17 protein-coding genes and 3 pseudogenes are annotated in these 17179 nt (G+C 58.0%); 13 read left to right on the top strand and 7 right to left on the bottom strand.

Features of this window, described 5'->3' with window-relative positions:
- Positions 1-6: 6 nt before the first annotated feature.
- Positions 7-522 (bottom strand): nitroreductase family protein, encoded by a 516-nt coding sequence (locus H6973_17190; protein ID MCP5127310.1) that lies wholly within the window; start codon positions 520-522, stop codon positions 7-9.
- Positions 496-570, bottom strand: a pseudogene (locus tag H6973_17185) (nitroreductase). Before H6973_17185 ends, H6973_17190 begins: the two are co-directional and overlap by 27 nt.
- A gap of 624 nt (positions 571-1194) precedes the next feature.
- Between H6973_17185 and ltrA (H6973_17180) the strand changes: the two are divergent.
- The 3 genes and pseudogenes from ltrA (H6973_17180) to H6973_17170 all read left to right on the top strand — a co-directional run bounded on the left by ltrA (H6973_17180) (position 1195) and on the right by H6973_17170 (position 5067).
- Positions 1195-2520 carry a group II intron reverse transcriptase/maturase gene (gene ltrA / locus H6973_17180; GenBank protein MCP5127309.1) on the top strand — a complete coding sequence of 442 codons (1326 nt, stop codon included), beginning with the start codon at positions 1195-1197 and terminating at the stop codon, positions 2518-2520.
- A gap of 587 nt (positions 2521-3107) precedes the next feature.
- On the top strand, positions 3108-4430 hold the full coding sequence (gene ltrA / locus H6973_17175) for a group II intron reverse transcriptase/maturase (GenBank protein MCP5127308.1): 1323 nt from the start codon (positions 3108-3110) through the stop codon (positions 4428-4430).
- Positions 4431-4869: 439 nt separating this feature from the next.
- Positions 4870-5067 (top strand): annotated as a pseudogene (locus H6973_17170) (nitroreductase family protein).
- Between the two features lie 51 nt (positions 5068-5118).
- Here H6973_17170 and H6973_17165 read toward each other — a convergent pair.
- Positions 5119-5623: pseudogene (locus tag H6973_17165) on the bottom strand (diguanylate cyclase).
- Between H6973_17165 and H6973_17160 the strand changes: the two are divergent.
- From H6973_17160 to H6973_17135, 6 genes are all read left to right on the top strand, one after another.
- Positions 5510-5827: a hypothetical protein gene (locus tag H6973_17160; GenBank protein MCP5127307.1), complete on the top strand. Its 318-nt coding sequence runs from the start codon at positions 5510-5512 to the stop codon at positions 5825-5827. The pseudogene H6973_17165 and the gene H6973_17160 sit on opposite strands and share 114 nt — an antisense overlap.
- A 137-nt stretch (positions 5828-5964) precedes the next feature.
- On the top strand, positions 5965-6390 hold the full coding sequence (locus tag H6973_17155) for a cytochrome c (GenBank protein ID MCP5127306.1): 426 nt from the start codon (positions 5965-5967) through the stop codon (positions 6388-6390).
- A 43-nt stretch (positions 6391-6433) separates the two neighbouring features.
- On the top strand, positions 6434-7837 hold the full coding sequence (locus H6973_17150) for a cbb3-type cytochrome c oxidase subunit I (GenBank protein MCP5127305.1): 1404 nt from the start codon (positions 6434-6436) through the stop codon (positions 7835-7837).
- Between the two features lie 272 nt (positions 7838-8109).
- Entirely contained in the window at positions 8110-8889 is a 780-nt protein-coding gene (locus tag H6973_17145) for a CbbQ/NirQ/NorQ/GpvN family protein (protein MCP5127304.1), read from the top strand.
- Between the two features lie 10 nt (positions 8890-8899).
- Positions 8900-9283: a hypothetical protein gene (locus H6973_17140; protein MCP5127303.1), complete on the top strand. Its 384-nt coding sequence runs from the start codon at positions 8900-8902 to the stop codon at positions 9281-9283.
- Positions 9280-10260 (top strand): 4Fe-4S binding protein, encoded by a 981-nt coding sequence (locus H6973_17135; GenBank protein ID MCP5127302.1) that lies wholly within the window; start codon positions 9280-9282, stop codon positions 10258-10260. The genes H6973_17140 and H6973_17135 overlap by 4 nt, the downstream gene beginning before the upstream one ends.
- Positions 10261-10296: 36 nt before the next feature.
- Here H6973_17135 and H6973_17130 read toward each other — a convergent pair whose 3' ends face one another.
- Positions 10297-10554 carry a Txe/YoeB family addiction module toxin gene (locus tag H6973_17130; GenBank protein MCP5127301.1) on the bottom strand — a complete coding sequence of 86 codons (258 nt, stop codon included), beginning with the start codon at positions 10552-10554 and terminating at the stop codon, positions 10297-10299.
- Positions 10551-10790 (bottom strand): hypothetical protein, encoded by a 240-nt coding sequence (locus H6973_17125; protein ID MCP5127300.1) that lies wholly within the window; start codon positions 10788-10790, stop codon positions 10551-10553. The genes H6973_17130 and H6973_17125 overlap by 4 nt, the downstream gene beginning before the upstream one ends.
- A gap of 107 nt (positions 10791-10897) precedes the next feature.
- Between H6973_17125 and H6973_17120 the strand changes: the two genes are divergently transcribed.
- The 4 genes from H6973_17120 (at position 10898) to H6973_17105 (ending at position 15201) form a co-directional block, all read left to right on the top strand.
- Positions 10898-12739, top strand: coding sequence for a VWA domain-containing protein (locus H6973_17120; protein ID MCP5127299.1), 1842 nt, complete (start codon positions 10898-10900; stop codon positions 12737-12739).
- Between the two features lie 151 nt (positions 12740-12890).
- Entirely contained in the window at positions 12891-14465 is a 1575-nt protein-coding gene (locus H6973_17115; protein ID MCP5127298.1) for a diguanylate cyclase, read from the top strand.
- Between the two features lie 33 nt (positions 14466-14498).
- Positions 14499-14711 (top strand): acetyltransferase, encoded by a 213-nt coding sequence (locus H6973_17110; protein ID MCP5127297.1) that lies wholly within the window; start codon positions 14499-14501, stop codon positions 14709-14711.
- Entirely contained in the window at positions 14680-15201 is a 522-nt protein-coding gene (locus H6973_17105; protein MCP5127296.1) for an SCP2 sterol-binding domain-containing protein, read from the top strand. The genes H6973_17110 and H6973_17105 overlap by 32 nt, the downstream gene beginning before the upstream one ends.
- A gap of 8 nt (positions 15202-15209) precedes the next feature.
- Here H6973_17105 and H6973_17100 read toward each other — a convergent pair whose 3' ends face one another.
- Complete coding sequence (locus H6973_17100; GenBank protein ID MCP5127295.1) at positions 15210-16127, bottom strand: U32 family peptidase; 918 nt, start codon at positions 16125-16127, stop codon at positions 15210-15212.
- Between the two features lie 9 nt (positions 16128-16136).
- Complete coding sequence (locus H6973_17095) at positions 16137-17165, bottom strand: U32 family peptidase (protein ID MCP5127294.1); 1029 nt, start codon at positions 17163-17165, stop codon at positions 16137-16139.
- Positions 17166-17179 lie beyond the last annotated feature (14 nt).

The raw sequence follows: 17179 nt of genomic DNA, 5'->3' as shown, positions 1-17179 counted from the left end.
AATACTCTAAAACTCTGGTTTGAGATCAACGGATAGGTGGTGAGCCCAAGCGCCCTCGGACACAATTTGCGCCAATGGCTTGCGCTCCCGGGGCGCTTGCTCCTTTTCCCGCAGCGTACCTGGCAGCACATCAATGGACCCGGGATGACCTACAGCAATCATCGCCATACAAGTATGGTCGGCGGGAATATTGAATGTTGCCTTGGCCTTATCAGAATCGAACCCACCCATCTGATGCGCTACCAAACCTAAAGCAGTCGCTTGAAGACAGAGATTTTCACTGGCGGCGCCGGTATCATATTCTGCCCAGCGGTTGAGTTGGTTGTTGTGACCGAAGTGGGGTGCGGCCACCGACAGCAACAACACCGGCAGCAGTTCCCGGTCTCTTTCTTTCAACAAATTGATTTTTAAAAAGAACACGTTCAGGAACGCACCTTGGGTTGAAATAAAAAATCCCTTTAAATCAGATACAAGGCGAGAGGCCGGGAATTGCTGCAACACCGGCGCGTTTCTGACCCACATTTGATTGCCTTCCGCCAGACATTCAAACGCTTGTTGCCAGGCTGTAGATCGGGCCAATGTGATGAGCATCAATCGCTAGGATCAAGGGGTTAGATGCGGTCAATGAATAAACGACCCCGCAGCAAACTGCGGGGTAGTGCGCCCGTGAGGGCGCTTAGTCAGCACGGTGAAAGTCCGTGTCCGAGGAAGCCAAGACTCGGTAGCCCAAGGTCACTGCGTCGCTGTGAGGCGAGGTGGGGAGCCACCGGCGGCGAAAGATTGGTCCGTAGGAGAACGAACCTGATTCGGCATTCTGTGGCGGCGAGCCTGCTATCCCGTGGCGAAGCCTGAAAATCACCGACCGCGTTGAGATGGGCGAAGCAAACGACGGGCGGGCGCAGAGTGTGGTTGAGGACGGAACGATCAGAAGGCCAAGCGCAGTAAGCGGGGAGACCTGCTCACGGAGGTGACCGGGAGCAGGAGTCAGAACCCTCATAAGAGCGCGACGGTGTGATAAGGGCCAGGCCATGGGGCGCGATATTGTGGCACCGCCGGGAAACCAGGCGGCAACGGAGAACACCAACAGCACCCTAAAGCCCGGAACCATCCGCCGTCAGAGGCTCCGGTAACGCGGGGCGGAGCAAAGGGGGGTAGGAAGGTTGATCCACGACATTCACGAACGACGGAGGCGAAATGCTGTTGAGTGCGTCAGTGCCCCAGTGGGCTAAACAAGCACAAGAAACCCGTGATCCCCGGACGTGGGGCTGGGTGGAACCGAGCGTGTGGACGGAGCGGATGTTGGATGCCCTGGTTAACGGGGTGACAGGAGGCCAATGGTACAGTTTATGGGATAAGGTGTGTGATCGCCGGACGCTGGAAGCGTCATGGGTCGCCGTTGCGCGGAACCACGGCGCCGCCGGGGTCGATGGCATGAGCATTGAACGCTTTGCGGCACAGGCGGAACGCTACTTGGGTGAAATCGAGGCCGACTTGAGAGCAGGAAACTACCGTCCAGGAGACGTCCGTCGGATCTACATCCCCAAGGCCGGCGGTGGACAGCGCCCCCTGGGTATCCCGACCGTCAAAGATCGTATTGTTCAAGGGGCGCTCAAACGGGTGCTGGAACCAATCTTTGAGTGGGAATTCCTGGACGTGAGCTACGGCTTCCGTCCGGGACGCAGCGCCAAGGACGCGCTCCGCACGGTCGATGCGTGGATCAAGGCGGGTTACACTTGGGTGGTCGATGCCGATCTGAAAAGCGACTTTGACACGATCCCGCACGCGGAGCTGATGACTCAGGTCGCCCGGCACATCAGTGATGGCCGGGTGTTGGATCTGATCAGCGCCTATCTGGGTCAAGGCATCCTGGAAGGACTGACCCGGTGGACACCCGCGCGAGGCACCCCGCAAGGCGCGGTGCTTAGCCCACTCTTAGCGAATCTCTACCTGCATGGGCTGGATCGCCGGATGCAGGCACAAGGGTATCGGATCGCCCGCTACGCGGACGACTTCGTGATCCTGTGTGCCGACGAGTTAGACGCGCGGCGCGCGTTAGACCCGGTGCAAACCTGGACTCAAGAACACGGCCTCACCCTACACCCCGATAAAACCCAGAGGGGTGACTGTCGGCAACCGGGACACGGCTTTGACTTCTTGGGCTATCGCTTTGAAAACGGTCAGCGTCGGGTGCGGGCGAAAAGTCTCCACGCCATCAAGGACAAAATCCGGGCGAAAACGGGACGAACCCGCGGGGAGAGCTTGACGCGCATCATCGCGGATCTCAACCCGGTGTTGAAAGGTTGGTACAGCTACTTTAAACACGCTTACCCTCCGATCTTTCACATCCTCGACGGCTTCATCCGACGGCGACTCCGCGCGTTGCTGCGCCGACAACACCGGCTGCATAGCCGGACGGGGCGTTCCAAAGCGGATCACAGTCGCTGGCCCAATGCCTTCTTCGCTGCGCAAGGTCTTTTCACCATGACCGAAGCCCATGCGTTGGCGTGCCAATCCCGATGAGGAAACAACCGACTGGAGAGCCGTGTGCGGGAGACCCGCTCGCACGGTTCGGAGGGAGTTGCGCCTTGCAAGCGCATGAAATACAGCAGCCTGAGATGGCTGCCCTGGTAAAGCCTAGCCAGCAGCCGGGTACCGAGTCTTGCGTGGTGAACCGGTGACGGGCACTGCGAAGCGTAGACAGGAAGATGATAGGCCGGAACGACCGTGAACGGGAACATAGCCCCGAAATCGAACGTGGTTGAAGTAGCCGACCCAGTCTCCCAATGGGGAAGGCGGAATTCCAGGAGGCGTATGGGCGAGTCTTCTGGGGTGCTTCCGGGGTTCGTACCGCCGGCATGTCATCCAAGGATTTCATGGGAACAAGGGAGATCCGCCGGGTTCAAGCGGAGCTTGTAGGGTCCAACAAGCGCCCAACGCGAGGACGACCCAATGGCCTGGCGGAAGTCAGACTGACTGATAGTACTCGGCGGTCGGGAGAGCCGACCACAGGGGGAAGCGGTCAGCGGAGTGTGAATCGTTCTTGGGCAACATGAGCTCCACCCAGAGGGAGGCAATGGTCTTCGATGCAAAGCGAAGAGCAACCCGTCATGGCAACGAGACTTGAACGAATAGCAGCGAAAGCTCGGTGTGAACCGAAGCTCCGGTTGACCTCGCTGGCGCACCACATCACGGCGGAACGGGTCTGGAAGAATCTCCAACAGATTCCCCATCACTCGGCCCCCGGCGTGGATGGCCAGACGGTCGCGGAGGCAAAGGAGGATTTTGCGGTCTGGATCGAGCCGATGCTCGAAGCGGTACACCGCCAAGGCTACCCGGCGCCGCCGATTCGGCGGGTGTACATTCCGAAGCCCGGTAAGCAGGAGAAGCGCCCCTTGGGGATTCCTTGTGTGAGTGACCGGGCGCTCCAGCGCAGCACAGCGGAGGTGTTATCGGCCATCTACGAGCAGGATTTTCTGCCCTGCTCGTTTGGTGGTCGGCCCGGGTTGGGTGCTCACCGCGCGATAGCGACCCTCCACGAGGTGATCGCCGGTCGCAAGGTGGGGTGGGTGTTGGAGGCGGATCTAAAGAACTTCTTTGGGAGTCTCGACCACGGATGGTTACTCCGCTTCGTGGAACATCGAGTCGGAGACCCGCGCCTGATCAGCCTGATCCGGCGCTGGCTGAAAGCGGGCATTCTGGAAGATGGGGAACTCCATCCGAACGAGGAAGGGACACCGCAAGGCGGATCGATCAGCGTACTACTGAGCAATGTGTACCTGCACTATGTGCTCGACCTTTGGTTTGAGCGGGTGGTCAAGTCTCGACTGCGGGGCGAAGCCTACCTGCTGCGCTATATCGATGACTTTGTGCTGTGTTTCCAATACCGCGAGGATGCCCTACGTGTCCAGGAGGTACTACGCAAGCGGTTGGGGAAGTTTGGCCTCAGCCTGGAACCGAGCAAGACCAAGCTGGCCGAATTCGGTCGCTTTGCCCAAGCCCACGCGGCCAAGCGGGGGAGAAATCGCCCGGAGACGATCTATTTTCTGGGCTTCACCCTCTATTGCACGCGCAATCAAAAGGGCAATTTCAAGGTGGGCATGCGCACGGAGAAGGCACGACTTCAGCGCAGTCTTGGTCAACTACGCGACCTGATGCGGCGGATGCGGCATCTGCCGCTACGGGAACAGGCGATCCATCTCGATCGTGTCCTGCGGGGTCACTATGCCTACTATGGCATCGCCGGCAACTTCCGAGCCTTGCAGAAAGTGCATCGGTTTGCGGAGTGGTATTGGCATAAGATGCTGAGCAGTCGGAGCCGGGAAGGGCACCTTTCTTGGGAGATTTTCCAGCAGATTAAGGTGCGCCATCCGTTACCGCGACCGAAGCTGCATCTTCCCTATCGGGAGTTGCAGGCACTCGCGGTGCTGTGAATCTTTCACGCTGCGAAGAGCGTCGTGCAGGAAATCTGCTCGCGACGTTCTGTGGGAGCCGGAGGCGGGTGACTGCCTCCGGCGACCCGGTGGGAGGCGAGAGCTTTCCCTACCCCTATTTCGGCTGCACTCCCAAGCACAGTTGCTAAAACAAGGGTAGCATTACTCCAAAGACCCCTTTTTCTAATGTGACCTTCTTACAAAAATTTCTGATCAAAAAAAACAGATACCTGATTCGTGACGCAGCAAGCTGCGGGGAATTAGACCCTCAGAGATTAAACCCCATGCCGCGAACCCCCGCCATCACAGGAAAATTTGCAGGACCATCGAGTTTGCCCCGTGATGAGGAACTGATACGTAGTAAGCTCCGACAACATTGTTTCAGACAAAGCGATACCATTAACTATTGATTCTGGCTGAACCGACCTGGAGATCTCACATGCTCGAAAAACCTGCCCTGACTTCAACCCCGATCGCCGATTTGATTGCACGTCGCTGGAGTCCTCGCGCTATCGATCGGGATCAGCCGGTTAGTCGTGAACAGTTACTGGCGTTGCTGGAAGCAGCGCGCTGGGCACCGTCCTGCTTCGGCGATCAACCCTGGCGCTATCTGGTTTGGGACCGGTTCCATGACGCTACCATTCGGATCACAGGAAAATTTACAGGACCCAACTTTTTACACGTATCTTCAGGTTACCCGTTCCAGCATCACCACGAACTCATCGCCGCCCAGACGGGCTACCATGTCGCCTTCGCGGACACAGGTCGCCAGCCGTTCGGCGACCTGTTGCAGCAGCAGGTCGCCGTAGTCATGACCTAAGGTGTCGTTAAGCGTCTTGAAATGGTCGAGATCGATAAACAACAGCGCTCCATGCCGTTGGTTGCGAGCACTGGCCGCCATCGCCCGGTGCCAGTAACAATCGCCGATTCGGCAACTGGGTCAGGGGATCATAGAAAGCCAGATTCTTGATCTGGTTTTCTATGGCCTTGCGCTCGGTGATGTCCTGGTTAACGATAACTGCGCCCTTGATGCGCCCATCGTCTCCACGGATGGGTACAGCGAAGTTGAGGATGATCTTGTGCGTACCATTGAAACACTCAATTTCGATTTCTTCGTCCAGCGACGTTTCGCCTTTCTCGATAGCCCGCGCTCCCGCCCATTCATGCGGTTCGATCCGCTTTCCGTTCTCCAGTCACCACGCTTTGTATTCGCCGAATCGTTCAATGCCGACCGAGCGCCCGCCCGCCCAAATGTGCCGCCCGGCCGGATTCTGCGCGAAAGCGAACAGCTTTTGCGATCTGTTATGGATATTCTGCCGGTAGGGATCTTTATCATGGACGCTCAGGGAACGATTGTTTCGGCCAACCGTATGCGGTCCTGTGCTCTTGATGATTGAGCAAGGATGTCGGTAACGGTAATGACATTCCTTGACCTGCGTCAAGGAACCTCATCCCGCATCTTGCGACAATACGCGCTTAGCCGGCGGTCGACACGCGGATCGTCCGTCTCTGACCATCAAGGAGACCCGGGGAAATGAGCGCAACCTTTACCAAGGCCATGGCCCGCAACATATTCTATGGCGGGACCGTGTTTTTCATTCTGCTGTTTCTGGCCCTGACCTTTCATACCGTCCGGCAGATTCCGCAGCGCATTCCCAGCGAAACCCCCTCGCCAGCGGTCGCGCGCGGCAAAGCGTTGTGGGAAACCCGTAACTGCATCGGTTGCCACACCCTGCTGGGCGAAGGCGCCTACTTCGCGCCGGAACTGGGCAATGTCTATCAACGGCGCGGCGCGGAATTCATCAAAATCTGGATCAAAGTGCAACCGACCAAGGTGCCCGGCCGTCGGCAAATGCCGCAATTTCACTTTACCGACGAGCAGTTGGATGATCTGGTGGAATTTCTGAAGTGGACCTCGGAAATCAACACTGAAAACTGGCCGCCCAATATCCAGGGTTAAAGAGGCTTCCGCCATTGACAGCGAGGAATGATTGATGATGCATTTGCAATATAAATCCCAGGCGGTAGCCAAACCCTATTTCATCGCCGCCATCGCCCTGTTCGTCGGGCAAATTCTGTTCGGGCTGATTCTCGGCCTGCAATATGTGATCGGCGATTTTCTGTTCCCGGCGATTCCCTTCAACGTCGCCCGCATGGTGCACACCAACCTGCTGATCGTCTGGCTGCTGTTCGGCTTCATGGGCGCGGCGTACTACCTGGTGCCGGAAGAGACGGAAACCGAGCTGCACAGCCCATTGCTGGCGCAGGTCCTGTTCTGGGTCTTTCTGATCGCCGGGGCGCTGACCGTGGTCGGCTATCTGGCCGTGCCCTACGCCACGCTGGCGGAAATGACCGGCAATGACCTGTTGGAAACCATGGGTCGTGAATTCCTGGAACAGCCGTTACCGACCAAAGTCGGCATTGTGGTGGTGGCGCTGGCCTTCCTGTACAACATCGGTATGACGATTTTGAAGGGTCGCAAAACCGCGATCAGCATGATTCTCCTGATTGGGCTGGTCGGGCTGGCGGTGCTGTTCCTGTTCGCGTTCTATAACCCGTCGAATCTGGTCAAGGACAAGTATTTCTGGTGGTGGGTGGTGCATCTGTGGGTCGAGGGCGTCTGGGAGCTGATCATGGCCGCCATTCTCGGCTTCGTGCTGCTCCGGATCACCGGCGTCGACCGGGAAGTGATTGAGAAATGGCTGTATGTGATTGTCACTCTGGCGCTGGTCACCGGCATCATCGGCACCGGCCATCATTACTACTGGATCGGGACGCCGGCGTATTGGCAATGGTGGGGCGGGATTTTCTCGGCGCTGGAGCCGCTGCCGTTCTTCGCCATGACGGTATTCTGCTTCAACATGGTCAATCGCCGCCGCCGGCAGCATCCGAATAAAGCGGCCACCTTGTGGGCGCTGGGCACCGGGGTCATGGCGTTCCTGGGCGCGGGCGTCTGGGGCTTCCTGCACACCCTGGCGCCGATCAACTACTACACGCACGGCAGCCAGATCACCGCCGCGCATGGCCACCTGGCGTTCTTTGGCGCGTATGTCATGGTGGTGCTGACTATTATTTCCTACGCCATGCCGATGTTGCGCGGGCGCGAGGTCAACCCGGAGCGCGCCCAGGTGCTGGAAATGTGGAGCTTCTGGCTGATGACGGTGTCGATGGTGTTTATCACCCTGTTCCTGACCGCCGCCGGCATTCTGCAAGTCTGGCTGCAGCGCATTATCGATAATCCGCAGGCGTTCATGGCGGTGCAGGATCAACTCGCGCTGTTCTACTGGATGCGCTGGCTGGCGGGCGTGGTGTTCTGCCTCGGCCTGATCGTGTATCTCTACAGCTTCTTCGCCAAGGATAAGCCGCAAGCGGTAGACGTCGGCACCGCGCAGCCAGCGGCGACATAATGCCCCCCACCCCCACCCTCACCCTCACGGCCATTAACTTAAGAAAATCACATGACCTTGATCACCCAGGGCGTTGCCCTGGGCTAACATTGAATCGCCCTTTCAGGGCGGAACCCACAATATTTTCATTGAGTTAAGCCCTAAAGGGGCGTCCTAATTTTAGCCCAGGGCAACGCCCTGGGATGCTTAAGAGGCTTAAGTTCATGGCCGTGACCCTAACCCTCTCCCACCAAGGGCGAGGGGATTTTGATGCCTGCCCCCTGTCCCCTGCCATGCCGGACCTCCCCTACTACGAACCCTCCGCCGATGAATGCGCGGTGTTTGAAGCCGCCTGGCGGCATCGCCTGCCGCTGCTGATCAAGGGACCGACCGGTTGCGGGAAAACCCGCTTTGTCGCGCACATGGCGGCGCGACTGGGTTTGCCGCTGCATACCGTGGCCTGTCACGATGATCTGTCCGCCGCCGATCTGGTCGGGCGGCATCTATTGCACGGCGGGGCAACGGTGTGGTGCGATGGGCCGCTGACCCGGGCGGTGCGTGAAGGCAGCGTCTGCTATCTGGATGAAATTGTCGAGGCGCGCAAGGATACAACGGTAGTGCTGCATCCCTTGGCCGATGACCGGCGGGTGCTGCCGATTGAACGCACTGGGGAAGTGCTGATCGCGCCGCCCTCGTTCATGTTGGTGGTGTCCTACAATCCCGGTTACCAGAACCTGTTGAAAAGCCTGAAGCCATCGACCCGCCAACGGTTCATTGCCCTGCGTTTCGACTTTCCCGCCCCGGAGCGGGAACGGGCGATTGTCATGGGAGAAACCGGTTGTGCGGCCGCCACAGTCGAAGCGCTGGTGCGTCTGGGTTACGCGCTGCGCACTTTGAAAGAGCATGATCTGGACGAAGCGCCGAGTACCCGCCTGCTGGTGTACGCCGCCCAGTTAATCCAGGGCGGCATGGCGCCGGTGACTGCTTGCCGGGTGGCGCTGGTCGAGGCGCTGACCGATGATGACCTGACCGCCATGGCGTTGCTGGAGGTGGTGAATGCCCATTTCGCCTGAGTCGTCTCCGATGGAGGACCCCTCCCCTCCCGGCCAGGGCCTGGCGATTGCCGCAGAATCATTGTACCTGATCAATCTGTTACTGTTGCCGGGGCTGGCGTTTCTGCTGCTGCTGGGACTGTACGGGCGCTATTGCCGGACAGCGCCGCTGCTGGGACGTCAGCATTTACAGCAAACGCTTTCCGCCAGTTTGTGGGCCGGCGGGTTGCTGGTGATCGTCAATCTGCTGATCATTACCCTGGGCGGTTATGACGCGGCCAGCACCTGGGTCATCGTCATTCTCTATTTCACCACCGCACACGCGACCTTGGTGCTGTTGGGCATTTTGGGACTGGCGCGGGCGCTCGCCGGACAAACCTTTCGCTATCCTCTGGTCGGAAATTTGCTGTCATGACGCCTTTTCAACGCCAGCGCGTCCTGTATCAGGGCGGCTTTTTCATTCTGTTCCTGTTCGCGCCGGTGGTCGATCTGCTGCGTTTCGATTTGACGCAAGGGCACCTGATCCTTTTTGGCGCGCCGTGGACGCTGGGCCTGGACGATTATCTGGCCGGACGGATCGACCATCAGCAGATGTCGCTGAACATTCTGTTGCGGGTCATCGCGCCGCTGGTGCTGCTGGCCGTCGTGTTTCTCGGCGTCGCCTGGCGCTGGGGCCGTTTGTACTGCGGCTGGCTGTGTCCGCATTTCTCGGTGGTGGAAACCATCAATCAACTGGTGCGCAAGGCCAGCGGCAAGCAAAGCATCTGGGACAAAAAGCCGGGACCGCCTTATCACCCGAACGGGACGCCGGCGTTATCCGACCGGCGCTACTGGTTCCTGGCGATGCCTCTCGCGCTGGTCTTCGCCTTCCTGTGGGCCGTGGCGTTATTGACTTATCTGCTGCCGCCAGCTGAGGTTTACGGCAACCTGTTCCAGTGGAGCCTGACGCGCAATCAGGCGCTGTTCATCGGCGTGGCGACCACGGTGCTGTTTCTGGAATTCACCTTTGCCCGGCATCTGTTCTGCCGCTACGCCTGCGCCGTCGGGATGTTTCAGAGTCTGGCGTGGATGAGCAACCGTCAGGCGATGGTCGTGGGTTATCCGCGGGAACGCGCCCGTGATTGCGCCGCTTGCCCGTCTTTCTGCGATCACGCCTGCCCGATGCGCCTCAAGCCACGCAATATCAAGCGTTTGATGTTCGCTTGCACCCAGTGCGGGCAATGCATCGACGCCTGTGGAACGGTGCAGCGCGATAACCCCCAGGGAAGTCTGTTGCACTGGATCGAGGGTCAGCAGGCGTTGCAGGCCGATGGCTCGCAAGGGTTGCTAACGGGCCAGTCAGCAATGGACAAGGCTAAAACCGGTTCCAGACCCCTCAAGTCCGTCGTTTGATAATTGACTTAATATATTTATCTACAAGCAATTTTTTTATTCGTAGTGATGTTTGCAAGCAATAATGGTAATGGTTTCGGTTTCGACGCGATAAACCAACCGATGTTCATCGTTAATGCGCCGTGACCAGTAGCCATGCAATTCATGTCTGAGTGGTTCCGGTTTGCCAATGCCCTGACGAGGATCACGCATGATATCCATGATCAAGGCCACAATGCGCTTATGAATTTTCCGATCCTGCTCAGCCCACGCGGTAAAATCGGCGAATGCGATCTTTTCAAAGGCGATTTTCATTGCAAATCAGCCAGGTCTACGGTCACTAGATCGCGTTGCTGACGAACATTTTCCATTGCTTCCAGAAGACGAGCGCGATTTGCCGGATTCGCCAACAGATAAGCGGTTTCATCCTGCTCCGCTGTTTCGGCTGGGCAGACTGCAATTTCAATAAGTTGATGGCGAAATTGCGTTTTAATGGATTCAAGAAGATCGATGGATAATTCGTCAGCATTCAGACGGTAAAGCGTATACATAAAATGTCCTCAGTGTCGAAAGCAGGAGGTTGTTAGCTTATCAGTCAGGCTATTGAGTGGTTGCAAAAGTTTCAACAGATTCATGCCTAAGATGGAGTGACCTTCAGATGGAAGAACAGATCGGTGCGCTGTGGCATCGCTGGATCACACGGGTAGCGCAACGGTCGGCGCCGGAAGCAACGGTTACGCTGGCGGAAATCGAGAAAACCGCCGGGTTGCTGTTCCGCGCCTTCGGCGGCGATCCTGGTCTGCGCGTGGCGCCTGCGTCGGCGCAGCCACAGGGCGCGCGACGCGGTTGGCTGGCGCGTATCGCTGGAATCGGGGACACCGTGGAACCCGCGCGCCGGGATCGGGAAACGCTGCAATTGCCGGGACAACTGGCGGTGTTGCCGAGTCGGGCTTTGAACCGCGACCTGTATTTGTGGCTGATTGCCCTGGCCGCCGCGCACGATGTCGTGGAGCCTGACGCGCCCTGGTGGGCGCAGAATCAGCAGGCGACGCAAATAACGCTGGCGCGCTATCCGGGTCTGCGGTCGCGTTACCGGCGTCTGGTCGATGCGGTATTGAAGACGCGGACGCCCCCGGCCCAGTTGCCGCCGGATGAAGCAGCCCAGGAAACGGCGCTCGGTCAGGCGTTACAGGAACCGGGCAGCGTTGCGCAATGGCCGGCGGCGCGGCGACCGTTGCCACCGGTTCCGCTCTGGCTGTATCCCCCACCGGCTCCAGCAACGACCCGACCCGGGCGCAAGGAGGCCTCTGCCGACGCGCCTCGCCCGACGGACAGTCAACCCGTGGAACGGGATCGTCAGCGCCGGCGCGCGGAATATACCGATTTGCCGGAGCGGCAAAGTCCGTTTCTGTTGCCGTTTCGCGCCGAGAGTTTATTGTCCTGGGCCGAATTTGTGCGAGTGAATCGCCCGGATGACGATGATCCGGCAGCGGACGCCGGGCGGGCGGCCAATGATATGCCGGTGTTGAGCATCACCCAGGATGGCGCCAGCACTGCCGCGCGGGTGCGGTTCGATCTCGATTTGCCTTCCGCCAGCGAGGATGACCTGCCGCTGGGTCCGGGACTGCCCTTTCCGGAATGGGATTATCGCAAACAGAAGCTATTGCCCGATTATTGCGCGGTGCAGGAAATGCTGGCGCGGCGGGCGACGCCGTGTGAATTGCCGCTGGTCTTGCGGCGCGCGGCGCAACGCCTGCGCCGCCAGTTTGAAGTGCTGCGACCAGCTCGGGGCTGGCGCAGCGCCCAACCGGACGGCGAGGAGCTGGATCTGGATGCCTGGGTGCGCTATGCCGCCGACCGCGCCAGCGGCGAATCCGGTTATGAGCGCGGGTTGTACCGGCAACTGGCCCGGCAGGAGCGCGATCTGGCCTGTCTCTTATTGGCGGACTTGTCGCTATCCACCGATGCCTGGGTAAATAATCACGGGCGGGTGATCGAGATGATCCGCGACAGTTTATTTCTGTTCGCCGAAGCGCTGGCGGCGACCGGCGATCGCTTTGCGCTGTACGGGTTTTCTTCGCGCAAGCGTCAGCACGTTCGGGTGCAGCGCATCAAGAGTTTCACCGAGCGGTATACCGCGACCATCCGGGGACGGATTAACGCCATCAAGCCGGGTTATTACACACGGATGGGCGCGGCGGTGCGTTACGCCACGCTGACCCTCGGTCGGCAGACCGCCGCCCGCCGCTTGCTGTTGCTGTTGACCGATGGCAAGCCCAATGATCTGGATCATTATGAAGGGCGCTATGGGATTGAGGATACCCGTAGGGCGCTGATTGAAGCGCGGCGTGCCGGATTGCATCCATTCTGCGTAACGATTGATCAGGAGGCCGATGATTATTTGCCGTATCTGTTCGGGAAAGACGGCTTTGTCCTGGTTCGCCACCCGGAAGATTTGCCGCGTCAGCTGTTGTTGCTCTATACACGTCTGACAGCCTGAGCAATAGCGATGATCAGCAGCGCCCATGCCCCAGGTCCATCCGATATTCTTCGTTCCGGCAATGCCGCTATGATCCAGAAACGCGAGGAAAACCTGACCGACTGGGTGCTGGACGCTTCCCGTGATGTCATCCACCGAGAGGACATGATTGATGACCATCAGGGCAAGAATGCTATTGATTGGACTGCTGATTACAGCCTGCCTGTTTTACATTCTGGCGGCTTACTTTGTCGCACTGAACCAGGAAAAAAACCACAAAATTGCTTCAATGACCGATATCAAAGTCATCGAAAGCCTTTCCGATCTGGTTCATGAATTGCAAAAAGAGCGTGGTATTTCGGTGGGTTGTTTAGCGGGTTGTTCAATATCCAGCGCCGCCTTGCTGAATGCGCAACATACGGCGACCAACCACGCCAGGACACAAGTAGCAGATGGCGTTCTCAACCCTGCTCAAGGTTTGGAAGATCTGCCAGAAATCAGGAAGCAGGTTTTACGCAATCAGCTGACTGCCGTTCATGCTTTTAATCACTACACATTAATCATTGTGGAAATACTCGACTATATTAATGTGCTGACAGACCATCTGAATACCGATTTGAAAAACGATGTTCGCGCTTACACCCATTTGCTGTATGCAAAAGAATACCTTGGGCAAATTCGCGCCAGCCTCAATGAAGTTTTCAGTCTCGGAAAATTAAATATAAATCATATTGCTACAGTGAGTCGGGAATTTAGTTTCTATCAACATCACACACAACTCTTTTTTCGGGATGCAACGCCCAAGATCGTCAACATATTTCACACCATTCAGGCACAAACTGAAGTACAAAATATTCTTCGGATCATTGAACTGATTTTGACCGGCAGCCATACCATGATCACCGCTGAAGCGTGGTTTACTGTAGCCACTGATTGGATCAATCAATTGCAGACCGTAGAGCGCGCATACACCGCCTATTTGCATGAGGGGATGACCAGGGAGATGGCCCTAGCGCAGAAAAAATTTATATTTAATGCAGCAATAGTGATTAGCATTGCATTATTGCTAACCCTGCTGATTGGATCAGCGATCCGTCGCATTCTGCATGCATTGAATATACTGTTGAAAAGCATTGAATATACGATAAAAACCAAGGATTTTTCCAACCGGATTAAACTGTTCACTCCGGATGAAATCGGCGTTATCTCTGATAATTTCAATAAATTACTCATAATTGTTGAATCTCTCATTAAGGAAAAAGACAAGCTCGCGTGCACTGATTTACTGACCGGTATTTATAACCGCTACAAGTTTACCGAATGGTTTGACATCATTTTACAGCGTCAACAGCGTTATGGCGGAAAACTGGCGCTGATTGTTTTTGATATTGATTATTTCAAGCAGGTCAACGATCAATTCGGACACATTGCCGGGGATCAGGTGCTCAAAGGCGTCGCGCAACGGGTCCAAAGTTGCGTCCGGACCACCGATATTTTTGCCCGTTGGGGAGGGGAAGAATTCGTTATTCTTGTACCGGAAGGTGGACATCAAGCCGCAGTGGATCTCGCCGAAAGACTGCGCAGCGCGATGGAGAGCCATTGTTTCAATAATCTGCCTAAAATCACCGCCAGTTTTGGCGTTAGTGAATACCGGATCAACGATACCTTGGAAACGCTCTTTGCACGCGCTGATGAAGCGGTTTATCACGCGAAACACGCGGGGCGCAATCGGGTTTTCGCAGTATGATCAAGTCAATCGATGATTCCATTGAGAAATTCCATGCACTTGACAAATAAGCAACAACTTGCTGAAGCGGTGCGCGCGGCCTGTATTAAAGCCGCGCTGGAAGCCTACGAAGAAGGCGGTGTTCTCGGTCTGTGCGCCGAGGGCCGCTGGGAGTATGCGATTTCAACCTTGCAGCAACTCGATCTGAATGCCGTGCTTGACTGCGCAAACGCAGATGAAGGAGGCAATCGTGCCCACCTTATTTAGCGCGCTGTTCCCGCCCCACCCCAGGTTACCCGCTCCGCTGGCCTGGCCGCTGGCCCTGTTGCCCGAGGCGGTTCATTCAACCGCGCTGGCTGCCGCCCTGAACATCCTGCTGGCCGAACAGATTCAGCAAGGCGAATTCGCGTTTTTGCGCCAGCGGACCTTGCTCATTGAAGTCCGCGACGCCAGGATCACATACCGACTCTCCTTGATCAACGCAACTGGATTCACCGCCGGGCCAACCGCAGCCGCGCCGGATTTGACCATCAGCGGCGCTCTTTACGATTTCCTGGCGCTGGCCACCCGCCGCGAAGATTCCGATACGCTGTTTTTCCACCGGCGAGTGGTGATGGCCGGCGACACTGCATTGGGGCTGGAATTGAAGAACTGGCTGGACGGCGCGGACCTGGAGGCGCTGGGCGGTCTGTTGCCGCCGCTGTTACGCGCCGCAACGGGTTTGATAAGCGCTTACGAGCGGTTAAGCGGCGCTTGAATAGCCCATCAGTACGCAGCGATCTGCTGCAATCCCGCCTGTCCCCGCCAATAGCCGTTGCACGCCCCATACGGCAGACGGGCGTTAAGCGTTGCCGCCGCTTCGCCGGCGTCGCATTCACCGCGCAGCGCGGCGGCAAATGCAGCAATCACTCGCTCCGTTCCCTCGGCCTGCGGACTGATGCGCAGGACATCCACGCCTAATGCTTGCAACTCCGCCAGTTCCGCCAACAGGTTACCGGTTTGCGCCGACTGGGTTTGAATGCCGTTGAGCGTCAGAAACGCCTGACCTTCGCGGCTGCTCACCGTCAACCCTTCCGGGTCGTTAAGACAGCGATACTGGCAATCGTCCTTGGGCAGGTTGTGATAGCGGGCGGTGAAGCAGCGCGCGGAAGAGGCCAGCGGCAACCGACCATAAACAAACACTTCGGTTTCCATCCCTGCCGGACGCTGCGCCTGAATTTCCGCCAGCGCGACCCGCGATAACTCCACCGGCATGATCCAGCGCCGGGCGCCCAGACTGGCCAGAAAGCCCAGGGTGTGATGATTGTAGACATTGATGCCGGTTCCCAACGCGAAAGGCGCCTGACCGGATAGCAGATGCACGGCGCTCAGGTCGTTGGCTTCGACCATGAAACGGCCATTGGCGCACCAGCGACGCAAAGTTTTCAGTTCCGACTCGGCTTCCAGCAGCGTCATCGTGGAGAGCACCACTTCCTTGCCCGCCGCCGTCAACCGTTCGGCCAATTCCAGCCAGTCGTCGGTGTTCAGCGACCGGCGCTTGGCGCAGACCGTTTCGCCCAAATAGATGATGTCCACCGGCGTGGCGCTCATCTGCTGGTAAAAGGCCAGCAGGGTTTCACGCGGCCAGTAATACAGCACCGGCCCCAGCGCCAGTTTGGGAAGGCGCGATGTTGCGTTATTCATGTGCAGTCCTCATTGCCAACGACGGTGATATGCGCCGAGCGTCGTCTGCTGGCCTTCCGACACCTTGCCCAGTGCCCGTTGCCATTCCGGTTTGGGCGCATAACCGGCGGGATGCCGGCGGCAGGCGTCAATCGCCGCGCGCCACACCTGAGTAACCTGGCTGACATAGGCGGGACTGCGCTGGCGACCCTCAATTTTGATCGCGGCAATGCCCATCTCGTACAGTTCCGGCAACAGCTCCAGGGTGTTGAGGCTGGTCGGTTCTTCAATGGCGTAATACACCTGCTCGCCCACGGCGAAGCGTCCTTTGCACAGGGTGGGATAACCGGCCGGTTCGCCGGGCGCATGGCGGTCGATCAACAACCCATTCAGGCGGGTTTCCAGGCCCTGCGGCGTTTCCTGCCAGCGCACCGCCTTGGCTGGCGAACAGACGCCGCACAGATTCGGCGACTCGCCGGTAACATAGGAAGACAGCAGACAGCGACCCTCGACCATGATGCACAAGCCGCCAAAGCCAAAGACCTCCAGCGCCACCGGACTGTGTTCCAGGACATGACGCACTTGGGGCAAGGCCAGGACGCGCGGCAGCACCACCCGGCGAATGCCGAAATGCTCATGATAAAAGCGAATGGCCTCGTAGTTGGTGGCCGAACCCTGTACCGATAGATGCAAAGGCAAATGGGGATGCTGACGGCAGGCGTAATCCAGCACGCTGATATCGGCGGCGATGATGGCGTCCACGCCCAGTTCCGCCGCCCGGTCGACGGCTGTCCGCCAGCGTTCCCAACCGGAAGGTTGCGGGAAAGTGTTCAGGGCGACGAACACGCGCCGTCCGCGACGCTGCGCATATTCGACGCCCTGCGCAGCGGTTTTGGCGTCAAAGTTCAGGCCGGGAAAGTGGCGGGCGTTGGTGTCATCGCGGAAACCGATATAAACCGCGTCAGCGCCGTGGTCAACAGCGGCCTTGAGCGAGGGCAGGTTGCCCGCCGGACACACCAGTTCCAGGGGAGTGGGCGTAGATGAAGCAGGAGGGGGCATCGGTGATCTCATCT

It is taken from the genome of Gammaproteobacteria bacterium, assembly GCA_024235095.1.
Taxonomy (GTDB): domain Bacteria; phylum Pseudomonadota; class Gammaproteobacteria; order Competibacterales; family Competibacteraceae; genus UBA2383.
The sequence above is the reverse complement of the archived record's forward strand: the minus strand, read 5'-3'. Positions and strand labels throughout refer to the sequence as shown.

Excerpts from the sequence above, each read along its gene's own strand:
- H6973_17120 (MCP5127299.1), top strand. The coding sequence starts at position 10,898 with ATGGAAGAACAGATCGGTGCGCTGTGGCATCGCTGGATCACACGGGTA.
- ltrA (MCP5127309.1), top strand. The coding sequence starts at position 1,195 with ATGCTGTTGAGTGCGTCAGTGCCCCAGTGGGCTAAACAAGCACAAGAA.
- H6973_17190 (MCP5127310.1), bottom strand. The coding sequence starts at position 522 with ATGTGGGTCAGAAACGCGCCGGTGTTGCAGCAATTCCCGGCCTCTCGC.
- H6973_17105 (MCP5127296.1), top strand. The coding sequence starts at position 14,680 with ATGAAGGAGGCAATCGTGCCCACCTTATTTAGCGCGCTGTTCCCGCCC.
- H6973_17130 (MCP5127301.1), bottom strand. The coding sequence starts at position 10,554 with ATGAAAATCGCCTTTGAAAAGATCGCATTCGCCGATTTTACCGCGTGG.
- H6973_17110 (MCP5127297.1), top strand. The coding sequence starts at position 14,499 with ATGCACTTGACAAATAAGCAACAACTTGCTGAAGCGGTGCGCGCGGCC.
- H6973_17100 (MCP5127295.1), bottom strand. The coding sequence starts at position 16,127 with ATGAATAACGCAACATCGCGCCTTCCCAAACTGGCGCTGGGGCCGGTG.
- H6973_17125 (MCP5127300.1), bottom strand. The coding sequence starts at position 10,790 with ATGTATACGCTTTACCGTCTGAATGCTGACGAATTATCCATCGATCTT.
- H6973_17145 (MCP5127304.1), top strand. The coding sequence starts at position 8,110 with ATGCCGGACCTCCCCTACTACGAACCCTCCGCCGATGAATGCGCGGTG.
- H6973_17115 (MCP5127298.1), top strand. The coding sequence starts at position 12,891 with ATGACCATCAGGGCAAGAATGCTATTGATTGGACTGCTGATTACAGCC.
- H6973_17140 (MCP5127303.1), top strand. The coding sequence starts at position 8,900 with ATGGAGGACCCCTCCCCTCCCGGCCAGGGCCTGGCGATTGCCGCAGAA.
- ltrA (MCP5127308.1), top strand. The coding sequence starts at position 3,108 with ATGGCAACGAGACTTGAACGAATAGCAGCGAAAGCTCGGTGTGAACCG.
- H6973_17155 (MCP5127306.1), top strand. The coding sequence starts at position 5,965 with ATGAGCGCAACCTTTACCAAGGCCATGGCCCGCAACATATTCTATGGC.
- H6973_17135 (MCP5127302.1), top strand. The coding sequence starts at position 9,280 with ATGACGCCTTTTCAACGCCAGCGCGTCCTGTATCAGGGCGGCTTTTTC.
- H6973_17095 (MCP5127294.1), bottom strand. The coding sequence starts at position 17,165 with ATGCCCCCTCCTGCTTCATCTACGCCCACTCCCCTGGAACTGGTGTGT.